The organism is Nostoc sp. UHCC 0251 (assembly GCF_034932245.1).
Taxonomy (GTDB): domain Bacteria; phylum Cyanobacteriota; class Cyanobacteriia; order Cyanobacteriales; family Nostocaceae; genus Nostoc.
In genome coordinates, this window is sequence record NZ_JAYGHD010000294.1 from 11,486 (window position 1) to 33,508 (window position 22,023).

General features: G+C 39.7%; 17 protein-coding genes. 12 read left to right on the forward strand and 5 right to left on the reverse strand.

Annotated elements, in window-relative coordinates; genetic code table 11:
• The 3 genes from VB740_RS21020 to pheT form a co-directional block, all read right to left on the reverse strand.
• A partial coding sequence (locus VB740_RS21020) for a WD40 repeat domain-containing protein (RefSeq protein ID WP_416290308.1) occupies window positions 1-594 on the reverse strand: 594 nt, incomplete at its 3' end.
• Between the two features lie 15 nt (window positions 595-609).
• Window positions 610-2,175: an ATP-binding protein gene (locus VB740_RS21025; protein WP_323201859.1), complete on the reverse strand. Its 1,566-nt coding sequence runs from the start codon at window positions 2,173-2,175 to the stop codon at window positions 610-612.
• A 417-nt stretch (window positions 2,176-2,592) separates the two neighbouring features.
• On the reverse strand, window positions 2,593-5,043 hold the full coding sequence (pheT, locus tag VB740_RS21030) for a phenylalanine--tRNA ligase subunit beta (RefSeq protein WP_323201860.1): 2,451 nt from the start codon (window positions 5,041-5,043) through the stop codon (window positions 2,593-2,595).
• Between the two features lie 164 nt (window positions 5,044-5,207).
• On the opposite strand from pheT, the gene VB740_RS21035 reads away from it, so the two are divergent.
• Window positions 5,208-6,173, forward strand: coding sequence for a glycosyltransferase family 8 protein (locus tag VB740_RS21035; RefSeq protein ID WP_323201861.1), 966 nt, complete (start codon window positions 5,208-5,210; stop codon window positions 6,171-6,173).
• On the opposite strand, the gene VB740_RS21040 is transcribed toward VB740_RS21035, so the two are convergent.
• Window positions 6,151-6,360 (reverse strand): type II toxin-antitoxin system VapB family antitoxin, encoded by a 210-nt coding sequence (locus VB740_RS21040; protein ID WP_323201862.1) that lies wholly within the window; start codon window positions 6,358-6,360, stop codon window positions 6,151-6,153. The two genes, VB740_RS21035 and VB740_RS21040, sit on opposite strands and share 23 nt — an antisense overlap.
• A 54-nt stretch (window positions 6,361-6,414) precedes the next feature.
• On the reverse strand, window positions 6,415-7,800 hold the full coding sequence (locus VB740_RS21045) for a response regulator (protein WP_323201863.1): 1,386 nt from the start codon (window positions 7,798-7,800) through the stop codon (window positions 6,415-6,417).
• Window positions 7,801-8,556: 756 nt separating this feature from the next.
• Between VB740_RS21045 and VB740_RS21050 the strand changes: the two genes are divergently transcribed.
• The 11 genes from VB740_RS21050 to VB740_RS21100 all read left to right on the forward strand — a co-directional run bounded on the left by VB740_RS21050 (window position 8,557) and on the right by VB740_RS21100 (window position 21,995).
• On the forward strand, window positions 8,557-9,231 hold the full coding sequence (locus tag VB740_RS21050; protein WP_100898244.1) for a vWA domain-containing protein: 675 nt from the start codon (window positions 8,557-8,559) through the stop codon (window positions 9,229-9,231).
• Window positions 9,232-9,282: 51 nt separating this feature from the next.
• Window positions 9,283-10,065 (forward strand): PP2C family serine/threonine-protein phosphatase, encoded by a 783-nt coding sequence (locus VB740_RS21055; protein ID WP_323201864.1) that lies wholly within the window; start codon window positions 9,283-9,285, stop codon window positions 10,063-10,065.
• Window positions 10,066-10,121: 56 nt separating this feature from the next.
• Entirely contained in the window at window positions 10,122-12,290 is a 2,169-nt protein-coding gene (locus VB740_RS21060) for a tetratricopeptide repeat protein (RefSeq protein WP_323201865.1), read from the forward strand.
• Window positions 12,291-12,618: 328 nt separating this feature from the next.
• Window positions 12,619-13,392 (forward strand): glucose-1-phosphate cytidylyltransferase, encoded by a 774-nt coding sequence (rfbF, locus tag VB740_RS21065; protein WP_229555979.1) that lies wholly within the window; start codon window positions 12,619-12,621, stop codon window positions 13,390-13,392.
• 159 nt (window positions 13,393-13,551) lie between these two features.
• Window positions 13,552-14,766 (forward strand): L-2-hydroxyglutarate oxidase, encoded by a 1,215-nt coding sequence (gene lhgO / locus VB740_RS21070; RefSeq protein WP_323201866.1) that lies wholly within the window; start codon window positions 13,552-13,554, stop codon window positions 14,764-14,766.
• A 448-nt stretch (window positions 14,767-15,214) separates the two neighbouring features.
• A complete protein-coding gene (locus VB740_RS21075; RefSeq protein WP_323201867.1) occupies window positions 15,215-16,243 on the forward strand; it encodes an SDR family oxidoreductase in 1,029 nt (342 codons plus the stop codon).
• A 422-nt stretch (window positions 16,244-16,665) separates the two neighbouring features.
• On the forward strand, window positions 16,666-17,673 hold the full coding sequence (locus tag VB740_RS21080) for a glycosyltransferase family 2 protein (protein ID WP_323201868.1): 1,008 nt from the start codon (window positions 16,666-16,668) through the stop codon (window positions 17,671-17,673).
• 50 nt (window positions 17,674-17,723) lie between these two features.
• The gene (locus VB740_RS21085) at window positions 17,724-18,596 is read left to right on the forward strand and encodes a phytanoyl-CoA dioxygenase (protein WP_323201869.1); all 873 of its coding nucleotides are present in this window, start codon (window positions 17,724-17,726) and stop codon (window positions 18,594-18,596) included.
• A 114-nt stretch (window positions 18,597-18,710) separates the two neighbouring features.
• Complete coding sequence (gene rfbC / locus VB740_RS21090) at window positions 18,711-19,259, forward strand: dTDP-4-dehydrorhamnose 3,5-epimerase (RefSeq protein WP_323201870.1); 549 nt, start codon at window positions 18,711-18,713, stop codon at window positions 19,257-19,259.
• A 55-nt stretch (window positions 19,260-19,314) separates the two neighbouring features.
• Window positions 19,315-20,571: a glycosyltransferase gene (locus tag VB740_RS21095; protein ID WP_323201871.1), complete on the forward strand. Its 1,257-nt coding sequence runs from the start codon at window positions 19,315-19,317 to the stop codon at window positions 20,569-20,571.
• A 110-nt stretch (window positions 20,572-20,681) separates the two neighbouring features.
• A complete protein-coding gene (locus tag VB740_RS21100) occupies window positions 20,682-21,995 on the forward strand; it encodes an NAD(P)H-dependent oxidoreductase (protein WP_323201872.1) in 1,314 nt (437 codons plus the stop codon).
• The last annotated feature ends 28 nt before the right edge of the window (window positions 21,996-22,023 follow it).

Here is a 22,023-nt window from a genome sequence, read left to right on the forward strand (position 1 = left end):
GGTAGAGATTTCCTTTCCTGTCTCCAAATCCCACAGTTTCAGGGTGTTGTCACTACAAGCAGAAACTGCTCTTTGTCCATCTGGGGTAATGGCTACTGCATTTACCCTGTTGTTATGACCAGTCAGAGTACGCACTAAGTTTCCCCCCGGAGCGGTTAAACTGGCTGCGATCGGGTGAAATCGAGGAATTTCACTTTTACTTTGTACTGCATCTGCTAATATTTTCTGAATTTCTGGCTCAGGAAAACTCTGCAACCTTCCCCATAATTGCCCTACTAATTGATTTGGGTCTTGATTCAAAACATGGGCTGATAATTGTAAGGTACGTTGAATTAATTTGAGGGGTTTGACTTGTTCGGGGTCTAGTTTCTCTTCTTCTTCTAAGTTATCTAATATCTCTGGATCGTCAATCAAATAATAATCTCTAATCAGAGTTTCTACTCCAAATTGAGGATAGTGAATTTTCAGAGAAATAAAATCAAAGTCTGTGAGAGTTTGATAATATTTTTCCGAGTTTCCCGCTTTTAATTGTTGTTCAGGAAATTGACTCAAAAATAAATTTTTAAATTCCGCCGATTTTGAGGCTAATTTCATGGTAATTTCTCCCATTTATGCCATCTCCTTTAGCATAAAATTAGCCATAATCTTATTAATTTCTTTAAATAGTTTTCGACCTTTACCTAGTTTGTCTTGACCTTTGAGAAATTCTAGAAAGCTCTGATGATAAATACTATAGTAAGTTTTTTGTTCATCTTCATTTACTTCCGATTTTACATACTCAACCCAATCATTTAACACTGATTTCACCTCGTATTCATCCTCGTCAAGAATTTCCGCAATCATGTTTATGGATATCGGCTCACCTCTTTCTACCAATATATATAGTATCTTTACCTTTTTTTCATTGGATTCTTTGTCCATCCCCATCCGATTCCAATGAGTCGTATAATAATCATGAAGACCTTGTGGCAATCCTTTTAAAGTTAAATCATTGTACTTACCTTCAGAGATTCCGGGTAATAAATAGCGCAAATATATGAAATTATTTTCACTCTTGAGAGCTATTTCCTGAATAAAATTATCTTCAGAAATATTGCGCTCATTAATCCAACTTCTTAGTTTGCGATCGTTATTCAAAAATAATTGAATATACTCTTTTACATCTTCCTGACTCAAAGCTGTGTAATCACGCTTTGTTAAATCTAATTCATCTACAGGAGTATCTGGAGACAAAGTTAAACGTTTTGTTTCTTGATTATAAAGTCTTCTAGTCAGTAAAAAATAGACTCCATCGGGAAGGTTTTGTGGTAAATCTAAAAGATTACCATTTCCTTCTTGTTCTACTTCATCTAGTGCATCAACAACAATGACAAGTTTTTGTCCTTTTAGTGATTCACTAGCTTTTTGCAGTAAAGTTCTTAAATCAGCGTTGTCTGAATTTTGAAGAGAATGACGCTTAATTAATTGTTGACGAATACTGGCTAAAAACTTTTCTGGTTTATTGCGTCCTTCTGCGAAAACATTAAAATAACAAGGAAATTTAGTAGCTAAAATGTATTTAGCAGCAATGGAACTTTTACCCATCCCTGCATCTCCAATCACACTAAAATAACCTTTATTTTGAGTTGTAAAGAATTTTTGAACAGCCTTAAAAACAAAATCACGACCGCAAAATAAGCGAGTTTTTTCAAAGATTAAGGCTTTAAAATCTTTGGGATAAACATCTAAATTCCAATCTGGGTAAGGCTGATATTTTGAGGCTTTCGTTTGTTTCGCAACCGCAATAAAGGCTTCGCCAAATTCTTCTAATTCAGCCAAAAAGCTAATTTTGGCATTTATTATCTGCGCTTTTAGTTCGCTATTTTGATTTAGAATTTTTGTTGTATTTTCTACGAACTTAAAGGCAATATTATTACTATAAGCATCCCAAAAATAATCTTTAATTACTTTCTCTTTAAACAGATTTAAAATTGCTTCAGGCTTAAATACACCATATCTTACCAGAGCATAAACATAAACAGTATCAACATCATCAGCAATTTGGGTAGGATTGAGTTTTAATTCTTGTAAAACTTTGATAACAGCTTCGTTTTTTTGAGCTTGTTTAATGATTAGTTGACTAGCTTGAGGAGCATATTTACTAATCACTGAAGTAATGGCGGCAAATTCTATCATGGCGTATTACCGAGAATTTTACTGGTTTTAACCAAAATTATTATACTAAGTACTGCTGGGCAATATTATAGTTGCATCATGTTGTTGTATTTAAACATCTGCCAAAACTACTGCTGCTGCTAGAGCGGTGCCTACGCCAGACAAAACCTATGCACGGTATTGCAACTACAATACTGCCTGCACAAAGTGTCTAATTCAACATGGTTTTCATGATGATAACACTGCTTTATTCAAGTAAATGGGATTAGTATTATTAGATGCGCTCGCCTCTGGCTGGACGTAGCCCATCGCTACACCTGATGTATAAGTTCATCAATTTATAGCCCGCCAAATTACTCACAATAAAACAACCCCTCCCCGCAGGCGGGATGGGGTTCTTAAGGTTTAGTAAGTAATCAGCCGGACATGATATAACTTCTAACTTCTCAAGTTAACGCCGAATTTTTCCACCAAAGCTTCGCGGACTTTATTGTGGACTGGTTCAACTTCAGCCTCAGTCAAAGTGCGATCGCTAGCCCGATAAATTAAGCGGAATGCTAAACTCCGCTGTCCTTCGGGGACATTTTCGCCGCGATATTCATCAAATAATTCCACCGATTCAAGCAAATCTTTACCAGCTTTGGTAATGACTTTTTGAATATCGGCAACTGAGATTTTCACGGGTGCGAAAAAGGCGATATCGCGATCGCTAGCTGGATAGGTAGAATATGGCTGGAATGTTGGCACAAGAATTTCGTCTTGTCCTAGAGATTCTAAAAGCACATCTAGATCCAACTGGAAAACATAAACGGAATCTGGTAAGCCTTTTTCTCGTCGCAGTTGGGGATGGAGTTGTCCAAAAATACCCAGTCTGTTACCCCGAATCCATAGGGAAGCAGTGCGTCCTGGATGTAAGCGCTCGTCGCGGCGATCGGGTTGAAATTCTACCTGCAAGGCAAGTTGCCGAAATACACTTTCTAAAATGCCTTTGGCTTCAAACCAGGTGATGGGTTGTTCGCGCCCACTGTTTGACCATTTGCCAACGGTGCGATCGCCTCCCATAATCCCCGCGAGGGCTTCTGTCTCTTGCAACCCGTCTTCTCCTTGCCAGAAAATTTGCCCGATTTCAAAGCCGTTAAGGGCACCATTACCCTGCTCTAAATTGTATTGAAAGGCATCAATTAAACCGGCAATCAAATCGTTTCGTAGCGCTGAATATTCGGCAAATAAGGGATTTGACAGTACTATCTCTCTGTCTTCTCCTGGTTTGACTAAAGAATAATGGATTAATTCTGTCAACCCTTCGGCCCGCAGGAAAGCTCGTAATTTGCGAATCAGTTCCTCGTCTAAAGGCAGATAGCCAGCTTCCGCTTTTTCTGGTAAGGTATCGCAGAATTTGTTGTAACCATAGAGACGGGCAATTTCTTCAATTAAATCAATTTCTCGCTCTAAGTCGCGGTAACGATAGGGGGGAACAGAGACAGACCATCTGGGTTGATGGGTGGTATCTTCTCCTGAAGGAGTCAATTTACAGCCCAATGCAGTCAGGATGCGCTCAACATCTTGTTCTTGGAGTTCACCTGTATCCTCTCCTAAATCGATTGGCCCCAGTATTTGATTAACTCGGTCTAAACGCAATGCAATGGAACGACTCCAAGTAGAGGGGTCGGGGCGGGTGTCGGCAGCTTCCTGCTGGGCAATAATTCCACTAGCTAATTCGCTAATTAAGGATAAGGCGCGGCGATTAGCTATTTCCAACTCAGCCCGGTTAACTCCCCGTTCATATCTGCCAGAAGCCTCACTTCTTAAACCAACACTCCGGGAAGAACGGCGAATTGCCACAGAATCAAATAAAGCTGCTTCTAAAACTAGGCTTTGAGTTCCTTCATGGACTTCCGTTTCTTCTCCACCCATGACTCCCGCCAGTGCAACGGGTTTTTCGTTAGTGGTAATTAACAAATTTTGGGTTGATAGATTGCGAGTTTGTCCATCCAGGGTTTTGAGAGATTCTCCAGCATTGGCGAAGCGAACGCCGATAGTTAAATTTTCACTACTTGCAATTGATTTTAAGCGATCGCAGTCAAAGGCGTGCAGTGGTTGTCCCCATTCCAACAAAACGTAGTTAGTAATATCTACGACATTACTTATAGGACGTACCCCAGCAGCCCGTAAACGCTGTTGCAACCATTCGGGAGATGGAGCAATTTTGACCTGTTCAATTACCGTACCGATGTATGCAGGACAAGCTTGGGTATCGGCAATTTTTAAAGCTAAATTTCCGGTAGTTTTGGGAATAGAAACTTCACCAGGTTCAGGAATGCTCAACTTTCCACCAGTTAAAGCTGCTACTTCCCGTGCTACGCCTACCATACTCAAAGCATCAGCGCGATTAGCAGTTGCGGTGAGGTCTAAAATCACATCATCTAGACCCAACAACGGCCGCACATCACTACCCAATGGTAAATTTTCCTGAGCAAAAATATGAATTCCGTCTACATCGGTGGGCAAACCGAGTTCCTTTAAAGAACAAATCATGCCCTGAGATGGGACACCACGCAGTTTTGCAGGTTTAATTTTTAAATCGATGTTGGGTAAGTAAGTACCCGTAGTTGCCACAGGCACATATATATCTGCCTTCACATTGGCAGCGCCACAGACAATATTTAAAGTCTCACCTGCACCAATATCTACTTGGCAAACACTCAATTTATCGGCGTTGGGGTGGGGTTGACGCTCAAGCACTTTCCCTACAACCACGCCATTTGCCCAAGTGCGGCGGTCTTCAATATCTTCTACCTCAAACCCTGCCATTGTCAGGGTTTCGGCTAATTCTTCTGGACTAAGTTTTATCTCTACTAGTTCGCGCAGCCAATTTAGAGAAATACGCATGGAGTGTGCTTGTTTTAGGGATCGTCTTTTGTTCTAATTTTAGGGTGCCTACTAGCGATCGATGGCTACTCATCCCGCAAGGCGTACCCTTTCACTTGAACAATCCTACTACGTTAGACTGACAGAACAATCTCTTATGCCAAACAATATATCAAAATGCAATAATGACAAACCTATCAAATGAAAAACCAATTGTTCTTGTTTGTGCTGCTGATGAGAACTACTCTATGCCTATAGCATCGGCTACCCGCTCAGTTATTGCTAATTTCCAAAGTGAACACAAGTTGGTTCTATATATTATTGATGGTGGAATTAGTAAAGTTAACAAACAGAGAATTATCAAAAATCTAAAATCTGAGGAAGTCAAAATTAATTGGCTCAAGCCTAGAAAACAGCACTTCAAAAATGCACAAACTTCATCAAATATTACAATTGCTGCTTACTATCGGCTTTTAATTCCTCAACTTTTACCAAAACAATTTAATAAGGCAATTTACATTGATAGTGATGTGATTGTACAAGGAAATATAGAGAAATTATGGAATATTGATATTGGAGAATATTATCTCTTGGCAGCACAAGATATGGGAGCGCCTTATGTATCTTCGTCAAGAGGACTCATCAATTATCAAGAGCTTGGCATTTCCCCAGAATCTAAATACTTTAATTCTGGGGTTCTAGTAATGAATCTCAAAAAATGGCGGGAAGATAAGATTTTTGAAACAGTAATGGAGTATTTGAGAATAAATAAACAGTATGTACGGTGGCACGATCAAGATGCTTTGAATGCTATCCTTGCAGGAAAATGGGGCGAACTTGAACCCAGATGGAATCAAATGCCATATTTATTTCAATATGCATCTTGGCAAGATAGTCCGTTTACAGAGGATGTATTTAATCAGCTAATTAATAATCCTGACATTATTCATTTTTCAACTAGAGATAAGCCTTGGCACAGTAGTTGTAAGCATCCTTACAAAGATTTATTTTTTCAATACCTTGATAATTCAATTTGGTCTAATTGGTTTGCTGAACAAGCTGCAAAAAAAGAAAGGCAAAAGCGGATGACTTTTTTACGCAACAATTATTATATGGTTAAACAGCAAATTAAATCACTCTTGAAAGCATAAAGCGCTGTTGCTTGTAGTCATAATCATCATATTCAATCGTGCCAAATAGCTCCAGAATTTTCAGTTGCTTTCGACGTTCTACATACTCTCGTAATGCCTGTTCAACAACGGCATCCTTAGTTGGATGACCACTAAGTTCGAGAGCTTCCTTAATTAAGTTTTCGTCAATTTCTAGATTAGTAGTCATGTGTAGATTATCGCACAAAGTAATGTGTATAAAAAACTCATTGGAGTGTTTGATTCAAGTTAAATGCATAAAGATTATTTTCAGTAATTCGGCGCGAGTAAACGGTTTGGTGAGATATCCAGATGCGCCTACTAGTTTCGCTTTTACTTTATCTACAATTCCTTTACTTCCAGTGACAAAAATGATAGGAGTCTTTTGAAACATTGAATTATTTCGTATAATCCGGCACAACTCATAACCATCGATTCCTAGCATGTTTAAATCTAGCAAAATTAAGTCCGGTTTGTGCCTTATAATTGACAAAACAGCTTTTAGTGGATCGTTGATAGTCACTACAGAAAAATTTTCATTTTCTAAGAAACGGCTAATTTCTTTAAGAATTGTGGGGCTATCATCTACAGAAACAATTTTGTGGACTTTTTGTGCCGTTACAGTAGCAGGCGTTACTATTTGGGAAGCAGGATTTATGTTATTTGATATTGTTGGTTCCTGAAAGTTCTCTGTTGGAGGAAGAGAAACCTGTGGTAATCGCTGAACAGAAGCTATATTATCTTCAGACATATCTGGGAAAGAGTTGACGGTAGTACCTAGTTCTTCTTTGGTGTCAACTAACTCTGAAATGAATTTTGGCAAAAGCGACGGCTCTTCAAATATCTTTGGTAATTTATCAAATGGTGGATCAGCTTCATGCAAGATAATCGCACCCTTAAGGATGTAAGGGTATAAATTGCGAGCTAGTTCGATTTCATCTTGATTCAAAATTGTAGCCAGATGACACAGGCTAAAACCCTTCATCCAATGAGTTAAATCTGGATGAAGTTTTGGTAAATCTTTTTCCTCAATTTTGCTGTTAATCAACAGATATGGACGTTGATATGGAGAAGAAATTTGGGGGATAAAAGCTTGCCAATGTTGTAATCTTACTTGGCAACGTTCTAGAATTTTTCCTACATCTAGCCTACAAATTCTTGGCATTTTTTCAACTGGTTCTGCTAATTCATAAGTACCTTCTTTAATTAACAAAAATGATTCAATCACCTCTTTAACTAATTCTTGAATCAGCGCTGCTGCTTGTGTAGAATGTAAATATTGCTGACTAACAAGCCAGGATATAGCCTGATACTCAGGAGGGTGGTTGATAGAATTGTTGTCATTCTCAATTAACTGACTGTGTGAGTCAGGTTCAAACATGAGACGTACTTGAACCCGAACTTCGCTAGTAAGCAGTGGAATTTGATGACTGAGACGACGCAAATGACGTTCTAATCGATCAAACGGTTCCACGGAATGGGTAGCGTAGGTTATTTTCCCCTGTTCTAGGTAAATCGACCAAGAAACTGAGTTACTTAATGCTTGCAAACAAGTACTGTCGGAGCAATTGGATAACTGTCTTAACAAACTTAGAGGACGTAGTTTGGTGAATGTACCTGAATTATTCATATTTTTCAAGTTTTTTGCGGAATCAACAACCGAACATTTGTAGATTGAAAATATTAGCGATGAAGTATTCTCTTCTTTGTAATCTCTCTCTACGCACAAATTATTCCTTTTAAAATATGTATATATATTAAAAGTAATAAGTCTTAAGACTTATTTGTTACATTTGACACCTTCTACTTAATTTATCTATCTCAAAAGAAAAATAGCTGGGTATGAATAAACGTAAATGCTTATCATAGCTAAACTATCAGTAGATGTTGCTTACTTCTAGATTTTACTCACTATCGATAACTCTTAGCTGAAGACCTTAATAATGACGTTTATTTATGCCCACTCAATTGATCAGGCGAATTTGATTCCAAGTTTTTACAGTTACACTGGTATACTTCTAGAGCTAATGAACTTAATTATGGTTAATTACTTTTATGTAAAAGAACGATTTTTCTACATAAAATCTTTAAAAACTTATCTAGGAAAGTTTACGTATTTATTGTACTGTATGGTTAATGGATATAAATTTTGGGTAGATACATTACAACAGGGAATGCTGGGTTTTGATAAACTCTTTTTTGCTAAACTAAACTGTTCTCAAGTTCTTCTTAAATATATAGAGAACTTCATGAAAAAAATTTGTTTAATAAAAGTTAGAGCATCTACCACTAGATACTATATTCTGTAAGTCGCTTCAGCGACTGTAATTATATACTCTGAGAAAAGGGAAATAAAGCTTTGAACTTTAACATAACACAAAAAGTTATGGATGATACATTAAGACTTGATGAAGTAGTAGAATTTGCTGAGAACCCAGAACCACGTTGTCCTTGCGTACTCTTACTAGACACATCTGGTTCGATGCAAGGAGACCCGATTGAGGCTTTAAATCAGGGTTTACTGAGTTTAAAGGATGAATTAGTCAAAAATTCCTTAGCAGCCAGACGCGTGGAAGTGGCGATCGTAACTTTTGATAGTAACATCAATGTAGTACAAGACTTTGTAACTGCCGATCAATTCAATCCGCCGATTTTGACAGCTCAGGGATTGACTACGATGGGTGCAGGAATTCATAAAGCTTTAGATATAATTCAAGAGCGGAAATCTCAGTATCGTGCCAATGGGATTGCTTACTATCGTCCGTGGGTATTCATGATTACCGATGGAGAACCACAAGGGGAGTTAGAAAATGTGGTAGAGCAAGCATCACAGCGCCTACAGGGAGATGAGGCAAATAAGCGTGTAGCATTTTTTACAGTGGGTGTAGAAAATGCGAATATGACGCGTTTAAATCAAATAGCTGTGCGTACCCCCCTGAAGCTCAAAGGATTAAATTTTATCGAGATGTTTGTTTGGCTGTCAACTAGTATGTCGGCTGTTTCTCATTCACAGGTAGACGAACAGGTAGCACTACCGCCAATTGGTTGGGGGACTGTTTAATTAAAAATCGCAGCTTGATGTTTACACAGCTAGCTGCTGGAAAAAAAACCTATGAACATATCAAAACAGATTACTCAATGGCGGATTGTGGCTGCGTCTGTATGTGGTACAAGTCACTTAAAAAACAATCAATTATGTCAGGATGCTCATCACTGGCAGGTATTATCAGATGACGTTTTAGTGGCAGCCGCAGCAGATGGCGCGGGTTCTGCTAGCCTTGGGAAAGTGGGAGCGATGATTGCTGTGGAGACAGCAATAGAAAACATTTCCACAAAAGGACTCACCCAGAAAAGTTTGACTGATGATGCCTATGTGCGATCGCTCTTAAATGATGCCATACTAGCTGCAAAAAAAGCTGTGGAGGATGAGGCGGCTACTTGTGACAAACAGCCTCAAGATTTAGCGACTACCTTAATTATGATGGTCGCCACACCAGAAGTTGTCGCTGTGGTACAGATAGGTGATGGTTTGGCAGTGGCAAAAGATGGCATGGGCAACCTGTTGGCACTGACTATGCCTGACAGTGGCGAATACATCAACGAAACCACTTTTTTAACTTCTCCTACTGCCTTAGATACAGCGCAGATGCGAATCTGGCGCACAGACATAGTAAATGTTGGCATTATCACTGACGGACTACAAATGCTGGCTTTGAATATGGTTGTTGGCGAACCTCACAAACCCTTCTTTTTTCCGCTGTTTGAATTTGTAGCTAATACTAAGGATAAGACAGAAGCAAAAGACCAGCTGGTAAAATTTTTACGCTCAGAACGGATTACGCAACGCACTGATGATGATTTGACACTCATTATAGCTGCATTCAATAACTCATAAGCAAAAAATTTACAGGTTTCACATCTTACATAACTCCCGTTAGCGGTAATTTCATTATGCAGGTACTACGTTGTTCCCCTAGAAAAGAAATCCTCAGCCTCAATGTCAGTTTGGGGCGTGGTGGTGAGGCTTGTGTTTATGCAGTGCCATCCGATAACAGCTTGGTGGCAAAGATTTACCACAAGCCAACTACTGCCCATGCTGATAAACTCCAAGCGATGCTTGCCAACCCGCCAGAAAATCCGACGGCGAGTTTGGGGCATATCTCTATCGCTTGGCCAGAGGATTTATTACGGGCGGCAGATGGCAAAAATAGCATCCTGGGGTTTTTAATGCCACGCATTGAGGGGATGCGTCCAATTATCGACTTTTACAACCCTAGAACCCGTCGGCAACACTGCCCCTTATTTAACTATCAGTACCTGCTCCGCACGGCTCGTAACTTGGCGGCGTCTTTTGCAGCATTACACGCTAGTGGATATTGCATTGGTGATGTAAATGAGTCAAATATCCTCGTCAGTGACACAGCACTGGTGACTTTGATAGACACAGACTCTTTCCAAGTACTCGACCCAAGCAGCAATGTTGTTTATCGCTGCCCAGTAGGTAAACCAGAGTTTACTCCACCAGAACTACAGAATAAAACTTTTGCCCAACACGATCGCGAAATTTCTCATGACTTATTTGGGTTAGCGGTGCTGGTATTCCAACTCTTAATGGAAGGCACCCACCCATTTTCAGGGATTTTTCAAGGTGCTATTGAGCCACCACCCTATGAAGCCCGCATTGCATCGGGTCATTTCACTTACAGCCAAAAGCGCTACGTACCCTACCTTCCTACACCCATTGCACCCGCTTGGGAAATTCTGCATCCCAGCTTACAAGAACTATTTGTCCGTTGTTTTGAAGACGGTCACAACAACCCACTACTGCGCCCCAGTGCCCAAACTTGGCTCTCAGCAATTGCTGAAGCCGAAGATTCTTTGATTACCTGCACGACAAATCCCCAGCATCGCTACAACAACCACATGCGTAGCTGTCCCTGGTGTGAACGTACCGTGCGATTAGGCGGACGCGACCCCTTCCCATCACATCGGGCTATAGAAGCTAGAGAACATCTCCAACCGCGAATCAAAGCGAGAAAGCGCTACACCCAGACACCGCATTTTCCCCAGAGGGCAATGTCACCGCACTCAGCTAATTATTGGCAGCCAATAATTACCCCAAGCGGTACACGTTATAAACCTTCTAAGAAGTCAAAGTTGTACCCGATTATTTGTTGCTTGCTGGGTTTTGGTTTATTGGGATATGCGGATTTAATGATTAAATTTACTCAGCCGTTGGTTACCCAAAACGCTTACACTCAACAAACACTGAAGTCTCGCCAAACAAATAAGAAACTCAGCTTCGCTGATTACTATCAACAAGGTTATACTGCTTACAAAGACCGAGACTATGAAAAAGCAATTGCCAGCTTTACCGAAGCAATTGAACAAGAACCGACACATGCCAGAGCTATTGTAAATCGTGGCAATGCCCGCTATAACCTGAAAGACTACGAAGGAGCAGTTGGAGATTATAGCCAAGCTCTCAAAATCAATCCCAATCAAATCAAAGCTCTTGTGAATCGCGGTAATGCCCGCTATATGCTCGCCGAATATAGCAACGATCCTGATCTAGAATATAACCTAGCGATCGCAGACTATAATCGCGCCATTGGTCTTGATAATAATGAAATTGAAGCTTATATCAGACGGGGGATTGTCCGCACCCAAATGGCCAAATATAGCGGTGAATCTCAACAAGTTTACAAAAAAGCGATCGCAGATTTTACTCACGCGATAAAACTTAATGTATCCAAAGCAGAAGCTTACTTTCAGCGGGGTGTTGTCTATTATCAAATTGCTCAATATAGCAGCAATTATGAGCAAGAATATAATCAAGCGATCGCTGACTTTAACCAAGCATTAGCTATCAGCCCCAAACTAGCAAAAGTGTATCTCAAACGAGGTATGGTTCGCTATGAGCTAGCACAATATGGCGGTAGTGAATCTAACAAAAACCAGTCGAAAGCTGTCGAAGATATACAAGCTTCTGCCAAATTCTTCCTTGAGCAAGATGATATGGATAATTATCAACAAGCACTCAGTAACATGTGTGTAGTCATAGAAAACAAATGTGACCCTTTATTCCACAGTTCAAGTAATGTGGAAAAAACTAACTAAAAACAAGTAAGTTTTGTTACTGGTATATTATTGGTTTTGATTTCAGAAATCAAGCCTTGTTAGGGTTAGCTGACGCTAACCCTAATTATTTATTGGGTAACATTTTGATTTAGATAGAATAATTTATTTTTTCATTTTTATATATTCATAGAGCTTTTATATAGAAAAGATTTTAATTTATATTCCCTTCATAATTTTGCCGAAATTTATAGTTAGATTATTGACGGAGAAAAAGAAAACAGGAATCAGTTTTTCTCCATCTAAGTGCATCCTCTTCATCTCGAAAAATTCAAATAATTATATCCCTACAAATCTCCGAGGTAATTGCATGAAAGCGGTGATTTTGGCTGGAGGGCTTGGTACACGCCTCAGTGAAGAAACCAGTATCAGACCCAAGCCGATGGTTGAGATTGGTGGTAAGCCAATTCTTTGGCACATAATGAAAACTTACTCTGCTCACGGCATTAATGACTTCATTATTTGTTGCGGTTACAAAGGTTACATAATTAAGGAGTATTTTGCTAATTACTTCTTACACATGTCAGATGTTACCTTTGATATGCGATTTAACCAAATGAACGTGCATTCTGGTTATGCTGAACCTTGGCGTGTCACTCTCGTAAATACGGGTGATAATACAATGACAGGCGGACGCTTAAAGCGAATCAGCGAACATCTGGGTAATGAGACATTTTGCTTTACTTATGGTGATGGTGTAAGTAATATTAATATCACCGAGCTAGTTAAATTTCATAAAGAACAAAAGACCTTAGGAACCCTCACAGCCGTTCAACCAGCTGGGCGTTTTGGTGCCATTTCGTTAGGATATGAGCAAACTAAAATTACCAGCTTTCGGGAAAAACCCGAAGGTGATGGAGCTTGGATTAATGGCGGTTATTTTGTGTTAGAACCAGAAGTAATTAACTTAATTGCTGATGACTCTACCGTGTGGGAGCAAGAGCCATTAGAAAAGCTAGCTGATATGGAACAGCTATCTGCTTTTAAACATGATGGTTTTTGGCAACCGATGGATACTTTACGCGATAAAAACTATCTAGAGGGGCTATGGAAAAGCACTCAAGCCCCCTGGAAGGTATGGTAACCGCTAGGCGGAAGTCAAAAGTCAAAAGTCAAAAGTCGAAAGTTAAAATAACTTTATTTTGATATTTTATAATATGACATATTGGCTTCCGTCTTAATGTAGTAGATTGTAACTCCAAAAATCACTTATTTACTCTGGCTCTTAGCTACGATAATATTAATGTATGATTTTGCAATTATAGGTGGGGGAATAGTTGGACTCTCAACAGCGTTGGCTTTAGGAAAACGCTATCCCAATGCACGTATTTTAGTAGTAGAAAAAGAGAGTCAATGGGCATTTCACCAAACCGGCAATAATAGCGGTGTGATTCATTCTGGTATTTACTACAAGCCAGGGAGTTTCAAAGCGAAATTTTGTCGTGACGGTTCTCGCTCTATGGTCGAGTTTTGTCAAGAGCATAGAATTGAGCATGAAGTTTGTGGTAAGGTGATTGTTGCAACTGAAGAACAAGAGCTACCACGCTTAGAAAATCTCTACCAACGCGGCTTAGAAAATGGCATAGAAGTTAAGAGAATCAGCCCCGAAGAAGTCAGGGAAATTGAACCTCACGTAAAATGTGTAGGTGGAGTTCGGGTCTTCTCAACTGGTATTGTTAATTACAAGCAAGTTTGTTTGAAATATGCCGAGCTAATTCAACAGCAGGGTGGAGATTTACACCTCAATACAAAAGTTTTGAAAATCTCCTCAAGTGGTAAAAATCAGGTACTGCAAACAAACAAAGGTAGCTTTGAAACACGCTTTGTAATTAATTGTACTGGATTGCATAGCGATCGCACCGCTAAATTAGGTCAAGTTGAACCCCAAGCAAAAATTGTTCCATTCCGGGGAGAATATTACGAACTCACCCCAGAAAAACGTTATCTGGTCAAGACACTAATTTACCCAGTTCCCAATCCAGATTTCCCCTTCCTGGGTGTTCACTTTACCCGGATGATTGATGGTAGCGTCCATGCAGGGCCAAACGCAGTTTTGTCGCTCAAACGCGAAGGTTACAAAAAAACTGACTTTGACTTACGCGATTTTCTTGAAGTCATCACCTATCCTGGTTTCTGGAAATTAGCAGCCAAACACGCTGATGAAGGCATCCAAGAAATCATTCGTTCCTTTAGCAAAGCAGCCTTCACCAGAAGTTTGCAAAAACTAATTCCCGAAGTCCAAGCAGAAGATTTAGTTCCCACCCATGCAGGAGTCCGCGCTCAAGCCTTAATGAACGATGGCAAGCTTGTAGACGACTTTTTGATTGTTTCCGGTCAAAACTCCATTCATGTTTGCAATGCTCCCTCTCCTGCGGCCACATCTTCTCTAGAAATCGGTAAAGCACTTGTGGCACAGATTCCGCAACTTTCACATTTAGATAGTGCAGTAATTGCATAGATAGCATAGTTATTACTTCCGGGCTGCTGAATAAAAGGATGAATCTTGTATAGTGGGCATCTTTTCCAGCCTGGAAATATAAGAGACGGGTAAGATACCCATCCCACAAGAAAAAAGTGTAGTGCATCAATTAAGAACCGCTATAGAGTGCTTCTACCCAATGGGTTAGTTGGCAAACTGTGTAATGAATGTTAGCCGAGTTATATATAGCGCTTCTGGGTTGAGTCGAATACAGACCTAACCCCCAACCCCTTCCCTATAAGGGAATGGGAGCAAGATTCAAAGCCTCTCTCCTTTTAGGAGAGAGGTTTGGAGAGAGGTCAAGTTATTTGCATACAAACGAAAAATATAGCGGTTCCCTCTTGGATGCAATACCCTTTAGGGCGAATATTTGTGCGCCCCTACTAAACGAAAAATTTAACTCATCAATACAAAGGCATTAACCACAATGAAAATATTAGTAACTGGAACAGAAGGCTATCTTGGTTCATTATTACCGCCTCTGCTAATTGAACGGGGACATGAAGTTATCGGTCTAGACACTGGTTTCTATAAAGTTGGTTGGCTGTACAACGCTAATGGGGTGACACCCAAAACCCTCAACAAAGATATCCGTAATATCACCCCTGATGATTTGGAAGGTGTTGAAGCAATAGTTCACATGGCAGAACTCTCCAACGACCCAGCCGGACAATTAGCACCTAATATTACCTACGAAATTAATCATGTAGGTTCAGTTCGTCTAGCTAGCCTAGCTAAGGCTATGGGTGTGCGCCGTTTTGTATATATGTCTTCGTGCAGCGTCTACGGTGTTGCTACCGCAGGTGATGTTACAGAAGAATCCCCAGTTAATCCTCAAACAGCCTACGCAGAATGCAAAACTCTCGTAGAAAGAGACGTCAGACCACTCGCTGACGATGACTTCTCTCCCACCTTTATGCGGAATGCTACTGCTTTTGGTGCTTCTCCCAGGATGCGCTTTGATATTGTTTTAAACAACTTAGCAGGGCTGGCATGGACTAGCAAACAAATCAAAATGACCAGTGATGGTACACCCTGGCGGCCATTAGTTCACGCACTGGATATTTGCAAAGCAATAGTCTGCGCTTTGGAAGCACCACGGGACATTGTACATAACCAAATCTTCAATGTGGGAGATACAGCAAACAACTATCGTGTCAGAGAAATCGCGGAAATTATTGCTGATATTTTCCCAGATTGTAAATTGTCCTTTGGTGACAACGGCTCAGATAACCGCAGCTATCGGGTATCCTTCGAGAAAATCAACACAATCTTACCTGGATTTAAGTGTGATTGGAATGCCCGACTTGGTACCCAGCAACTATTTGATTTATTCAGTCAAATACACATGGCTGAAGATACGTTTTTGTTTAGAGGATTTACTCGCTTAAAACAGCTAGAGTATCTAATTCGTACTGAGCAAATTGACAAAGATTTTTTCTGGAATAAAAAATAGCCTAGCAGCAACGAACAAATAATCTAAGCTTCCGAATCAAATAGTCTTGATTCGGACTTACCTCATCTCTCAAATTATTTTCAATTAGTGAGTTGAAATTATTGCGATCGCAAACTTTTGTTTCAGTGGTCAACCTCTGCACCATATTCCGGATAGGGTTTTAATTGCGTCGTAATTACTAATTAGAAATAAAAAATTGCTTATTATTACTATTCTTATATTGTTACTGTGATAATGAGCAATATCTAAGTAATTTCCAAACAAAGAATACTCAATCATTTATTTGGAAATTGCTACAAAATACTTAAAAAATGTATTTACTATAAATTCTTGCCGCAAAACACAAAAATTTAGACTGGGAAGTAGCTTATTAATTACTAAGCTGCTGTTAGTAACTTCTTAACTACAGATTAGGGCTTAATATGAATAAACTGCTAACTATTGCTATCCCTACATTTAATCGTGCCCAACTTCTAGATAAACAACTTACTTGGTTAGCTCAAGCTATTAAAGGTTTTGAAGATGACTGTGAAATTTTAGTTTCTGATAATTGCTCAACAGACAATACTCAGGAAGTAATCCAAAAATGGCAAGAAACACTAAGCAATATCACATTTAAATCAAATAAAAATTTAAAGAATTTAGGCGTAGTCAAAAATATTATGTATTGCCTAAAATCTACAACAACAAAATATGTTTGGACAATTGGTGATGATGATCCAATTCAAGATAGAGCCATTGCTTATGTGATTAGCAAACTCAGACAACATGAAGATTTATCATTATTGTTCCTCAACTTTTCCGGTCGGAACCAAATTACTGGTGAGCCAGTTCATCCACCAAAAATTATTGGTAATCGCTGGTTTGATGTAGATAGTGAAGATGCTAATGGTGATGGTAAAGCCATATTTGAGCATTGTTTTTCAAAAAGTGTTGGTGCAGTTATTTTTCTGACTGCTACAATTTACCGCACTGACCTAGTAAAACGTGCTTTACAAAGTTGGCAAGATGCTGAAAATAACTGGATATCTTTAGCATATTTAGCCGGCTATTGTGCTGCTAATGGCAGTGTAATTGTCACGAAAGAGACTTATTTGGAATGTGTTGTTGGTGTGAGTTATTGGCAAAAAGAACCAAAATCTGCACTGTTAATGCAATACAAGCACATACCCGAAGTGATTTTGAAACTAGAAGAGAATGGATATTCTAAACAGTTTTGTAGACGGATGTTGTTGCAGAACGGTAAAGAAGTTAATTTGAAGGTTTTCTTGGGTGCTTTAAGAAGATGGCCTATGTCTGCTATTAAGATAGTAGTTCCATTTTTGGCTTTAGTTAGCTTGTGTGCTTTGGATGTAATGGTTTTTAAAGAATTTGAGTTAGCAGAAGCAAGCGAAATTTCTACTCCAGAAATACGAAGCCATAAGCCATAAAATAGTAAATTCTTAATAAAGATACTACAAAAATAGAAACAATTTACAACATGTTTAGTGCAATTAAACGCAAAATATCTACACTGTCTTCTGACTTTGAATATTACCTAGCTCGTTGGAAGCATAGCAGAAATTTGCCAGTATTGGAAGGAAGCGATGTCTACGACGGGCTACGCCTACGCAACATCCTTAATGCTCTCAAAAAAGATGGCGTTTGCGTCACAACACTGGCAGATTTAGGGTTAAATTCTACCTCAGAACTGCTCAAAGCTGCTTACTATCAATTGTCTCAGATGGAAAATCCCAACAACGACCATCTAGAGCAAAAGTTACCACAAATTTCCACAGTTACAGGTTTACCAGAATTTTATGCTTGGGGGATAGAGAAAAGACTGCTTAATATCATCGAAAATTACATCGGTCTTCCTGTTGCTTTTCATGGTGTACATCTACGCAAAGATTTCAAGAGTAAACATCAGTTTGGAACGCTGCTATGGCATAGTGATGCTGAAGACCGTCGCATTATCAAAATCTTTATTTACTTGAATGATGTCAAGGAAACAACTGGGCCTTTTGAATATATTCCCCGCTCTTTAACTCCCTTATTTAGTTGGAAATACTTTCAACTTTACTACAAACTTTATAAATCAGGCTATATGGGTATAGATGATGAAGAAGTTAAAAAAATCATCCCCAAATCAGCTTGGAAATCTTGCCCAGGCCCAGCAGGTACAGTCATTATTGTAGATACAAAAAATGCTTTGCATCACGGCACAATTCGCACAGAAGACAGGTCAACGTTATTCTTTTGTTACACCGCCAATCCCCCTGAACGTCCAGACCTTTGTACCCAATATTGGGATGATACTTATCCCAGAGTAGAGTTAAGTTCTTCATCAGATACAGCTAAGATTCCGACTTAGTATCCTTTTACAGGTTATTAAATCCACGTTTATTACTGTTATTTTTTGGTGAAAATACCAAACAGTTAGCAAGTATTTTCTGTATTAAACATTCATCTCAAAGGAAGGAATCACATGATTTTCACCGAAACTGCACTTAAAGACGCATTCATTATTGACTTAGAAGAAAAACCAGACCACCGTGGTTTTTTCGCTCGGTCTTTCTGCGCTCAAGAATTTGCAGCACACGGCTTAAAGCCAACAGTCGCTCAATGTAACCTGTCTTTTAATTATAAAAAAGGCACTATCCGAGGAATGCACTATCAAACTCTGCCAGCAGCAGAAACAAAATTAATTCGCTGTACTAAAGGCGCAATCTATGACGTAATTATTGATATGCGTCCTGAATCTCCCACTTTTCTATCATACATCGGTGTAGAACTCACTCCAGAAAACCGCCGCGCCTTGTATGTTCCAGAAATGTTTGCTCATGGCTATCAAGCACTCACAGATGAAACCGAGGTTGTATATCAAGTGGGTGAATTTTACACGCCAGGGTATGAAAGAGGTTTACGTTATGATGACCCATTCTTTGACATTAATTGGCCTCTAGATGTGACTGAAATTTCTGAGAAAGATTTAAATTGGCCTTTGCTGAGAATGATGACTGTTGGAGCAAAATAGCTGTTTCAAGCTGTAACTACTCTCTGTTTAACTCCACAACAATAAGAGGTATCAAATGCCGAATAATACCCTATCACATCTGACTACTTCTATCAATTCGTTGTTAACAAAAGTAGTAAATCGCATTAATTACATCCAAAGCTTAAAGGTTGTTTCACTCAAGCCAAAGCAGCCTTCTAGAGGGAATGTACTTTTTTCTTACCGGATTGAACCATTCCTGTTAAAGCCTGGTCAGTCCATACCCCATGACCATACATCCTACTGGGAAGTTTGGCAGATGGTGCAAACATTTTTGGATCTTGGTTATAACGTTGATGCCATCCAGTTCTACAATGATGAATTCGTTCCAGAAAAAGATTACGCATTTTTCGTTGATGTCCGTCATCGGATGCAAGAACTAGCACCAAAACTCAATAAAGATTGTGTGAAAATTTTTCACGTTGACATTGCTAATATGGTGTTTCGTAATGCGGCTGAATGCAATAGACATTTAGAATTACAACAACGACGGGGTATTACTCTTTGCCCGCAGCGATATGAAGTGCCTAACTTGGGAATTGAATATGCAGATTATGGCATAGTTTTAGGTAATGAATTTACCATCAATACTTTCAAATATGCGAATAAACCGATTTATCGTGTGCCGCTTTCTAATCCTACTGTCTATCCTTGGCCAGAACAAAAGGATTTTGAAGCCGTAAGAAAGAATTTTTTATGGTTTGCTAGCCACGGGTTTGTTCATAAGGGGCTTGATTTAGTTTTAGAAGTCTTTGCACAAATGCCAGATTTCCATTTAACAGTTTGTGGGCCGATTAGTAAAGAACCAGAATTTGAACAAGCTTTTCATCAAGAGCTTTATGAAACACCAAATATACATACTTATGGGTGGATTGATGTTATCAGCCCTGAGTTTATAGAAGTTACCAATAATTGCATTGGTACTGTGTTTGTTTCAGCAGCAGAAGGTGGAGCCGGCAGCGTTATAACTTGTATGCATACAGGGTTAATCCCAATAGTCAATTACGAAGCTAGCGTTGATGTACATGAGGATTACGGTGTGCTATTAAAGAATTCTTCGATCGCAGAAATTCAAGCAGCAGTGAGAAGAATTTCTAATTTGCCTGTAGAAGACCTCAACAGTATGTCTCGGAAGGCGTGGGAACATGTAAGAGCAAATCATACTAAAGAGAAGTTTGCTAAAGTTTACCGAAATACTATAGAGCAAATTATCGAGAAGCACAGCCAGAAAAAACAGACATCTAGCAAACAACTGGTTAGTAGCGATGCCTCCGGCGGGCTACGCCTACGCTAACACTAATTAACTATGAAAATGTACTTAATATTTAGCTGTAACAAATCATTAAGTGCAAGTTTATAGACGATTTGTATCACAACCAACAGTTCCAAAAAGGAGTTTAGTTCATGATTATTATCGATCGCGCCTTACAAGCCAGAGCAGCAGCAGGAAATCCTATTAAAGTGGGAATGATCGGTGCTGGTTTCATGGGTCGAGGAATTGCCAACCAAATTGTCAATTCAGTGCCAGGAATGGAGTTAGTTGCTATCTCCAATCGCAAGATTGATGCAGCCAAACAAGCTTATTCGGAAGCCGGAATTGAAGATATTCAAGTTGTTGCAACTGTCAGCGAATTAGAAGATGCGATCGCTAACGGTAAGTATGCAGTCACAGAAGACGCTAAGTTACTGTGTCGGGCTGAGGGCATCGATGCATTAATCGAAGTCACAGGTGCAGTGGAATTTGGCGCTCAGATCGTTATGGAAGCGATCGCCCATTGCAAACATGTGATCATGATGAATGCCGAACTCGACGGCACTATTGGCCCCATCTTGAAAGTGTATGCCGACAAAGCAGGCGTCATTCTCAGCGCTTGTGATGGCGATCAACCAGGGGTACAAATGAACCTCTACCGCTTTGTAAAAAGCATTGGTTTAACTCCGTTATTGTGCGGTAACATTAAAGGACTCCAAGACCCTTATCGCAATCCCACCACCCAGGAAGGATTTGCTAAACGTTGGGGTCAAAAGCCCCACATGGTGGCTAGCTTTGCAGACGGAACCAAAATTTCCTTCGAGCAAGCGATCGTAGCCAACGCCACAGGGATGAAAGTCGCCAAACGGGGAATGTTGGGATATGACTTCAGCGGTCATGTCGATGAAATGACCCAGTTATATGATGTTGAACAACTCAAAGAACTAGGCGGCATTGTCGATTATGTAGTTGGAGCAAAACCAGGCCCAGGCGTATATGTATTTGCCACTCACGACGACCCCAAGCAACAGCACTATCTCAACTTATACAAATTAGGCGAAGGCCCTCTTTACAGCTTCTATACTCCTTATCACCTCTGTCATTTTGAAGTTCCCTTGTCCGTAGCGCGTGCTGTCCTGTTCGGTGATGCGGTTATGTCTCCACTAGCAGGCCCGCTAGTAGATGTTGTCACCACCGCCAAAATCGACCTGAAAGCAGGAGAAACCCTGGATGGCATCGGCTACTACATGACCTACGGACAATGTGAAAATTCCAATATCGTCCAACAGCAAAATCTCCTACCAATTGGTTTAGCCGAAGGATGTCGCCTAAAACGGGATATTTCTAAGGATCAAGTCCTCACTTATGAGGATGTAGAATTACCTGAAGGTAGACTTTGCGACCAACTACGAACTGAGCAAAACAACTATTTCGCCTCAGAAAAAATCTTGGTAGCAGTTGGGTAATAGCGACAAATGAATTGGCTGTAGGGGC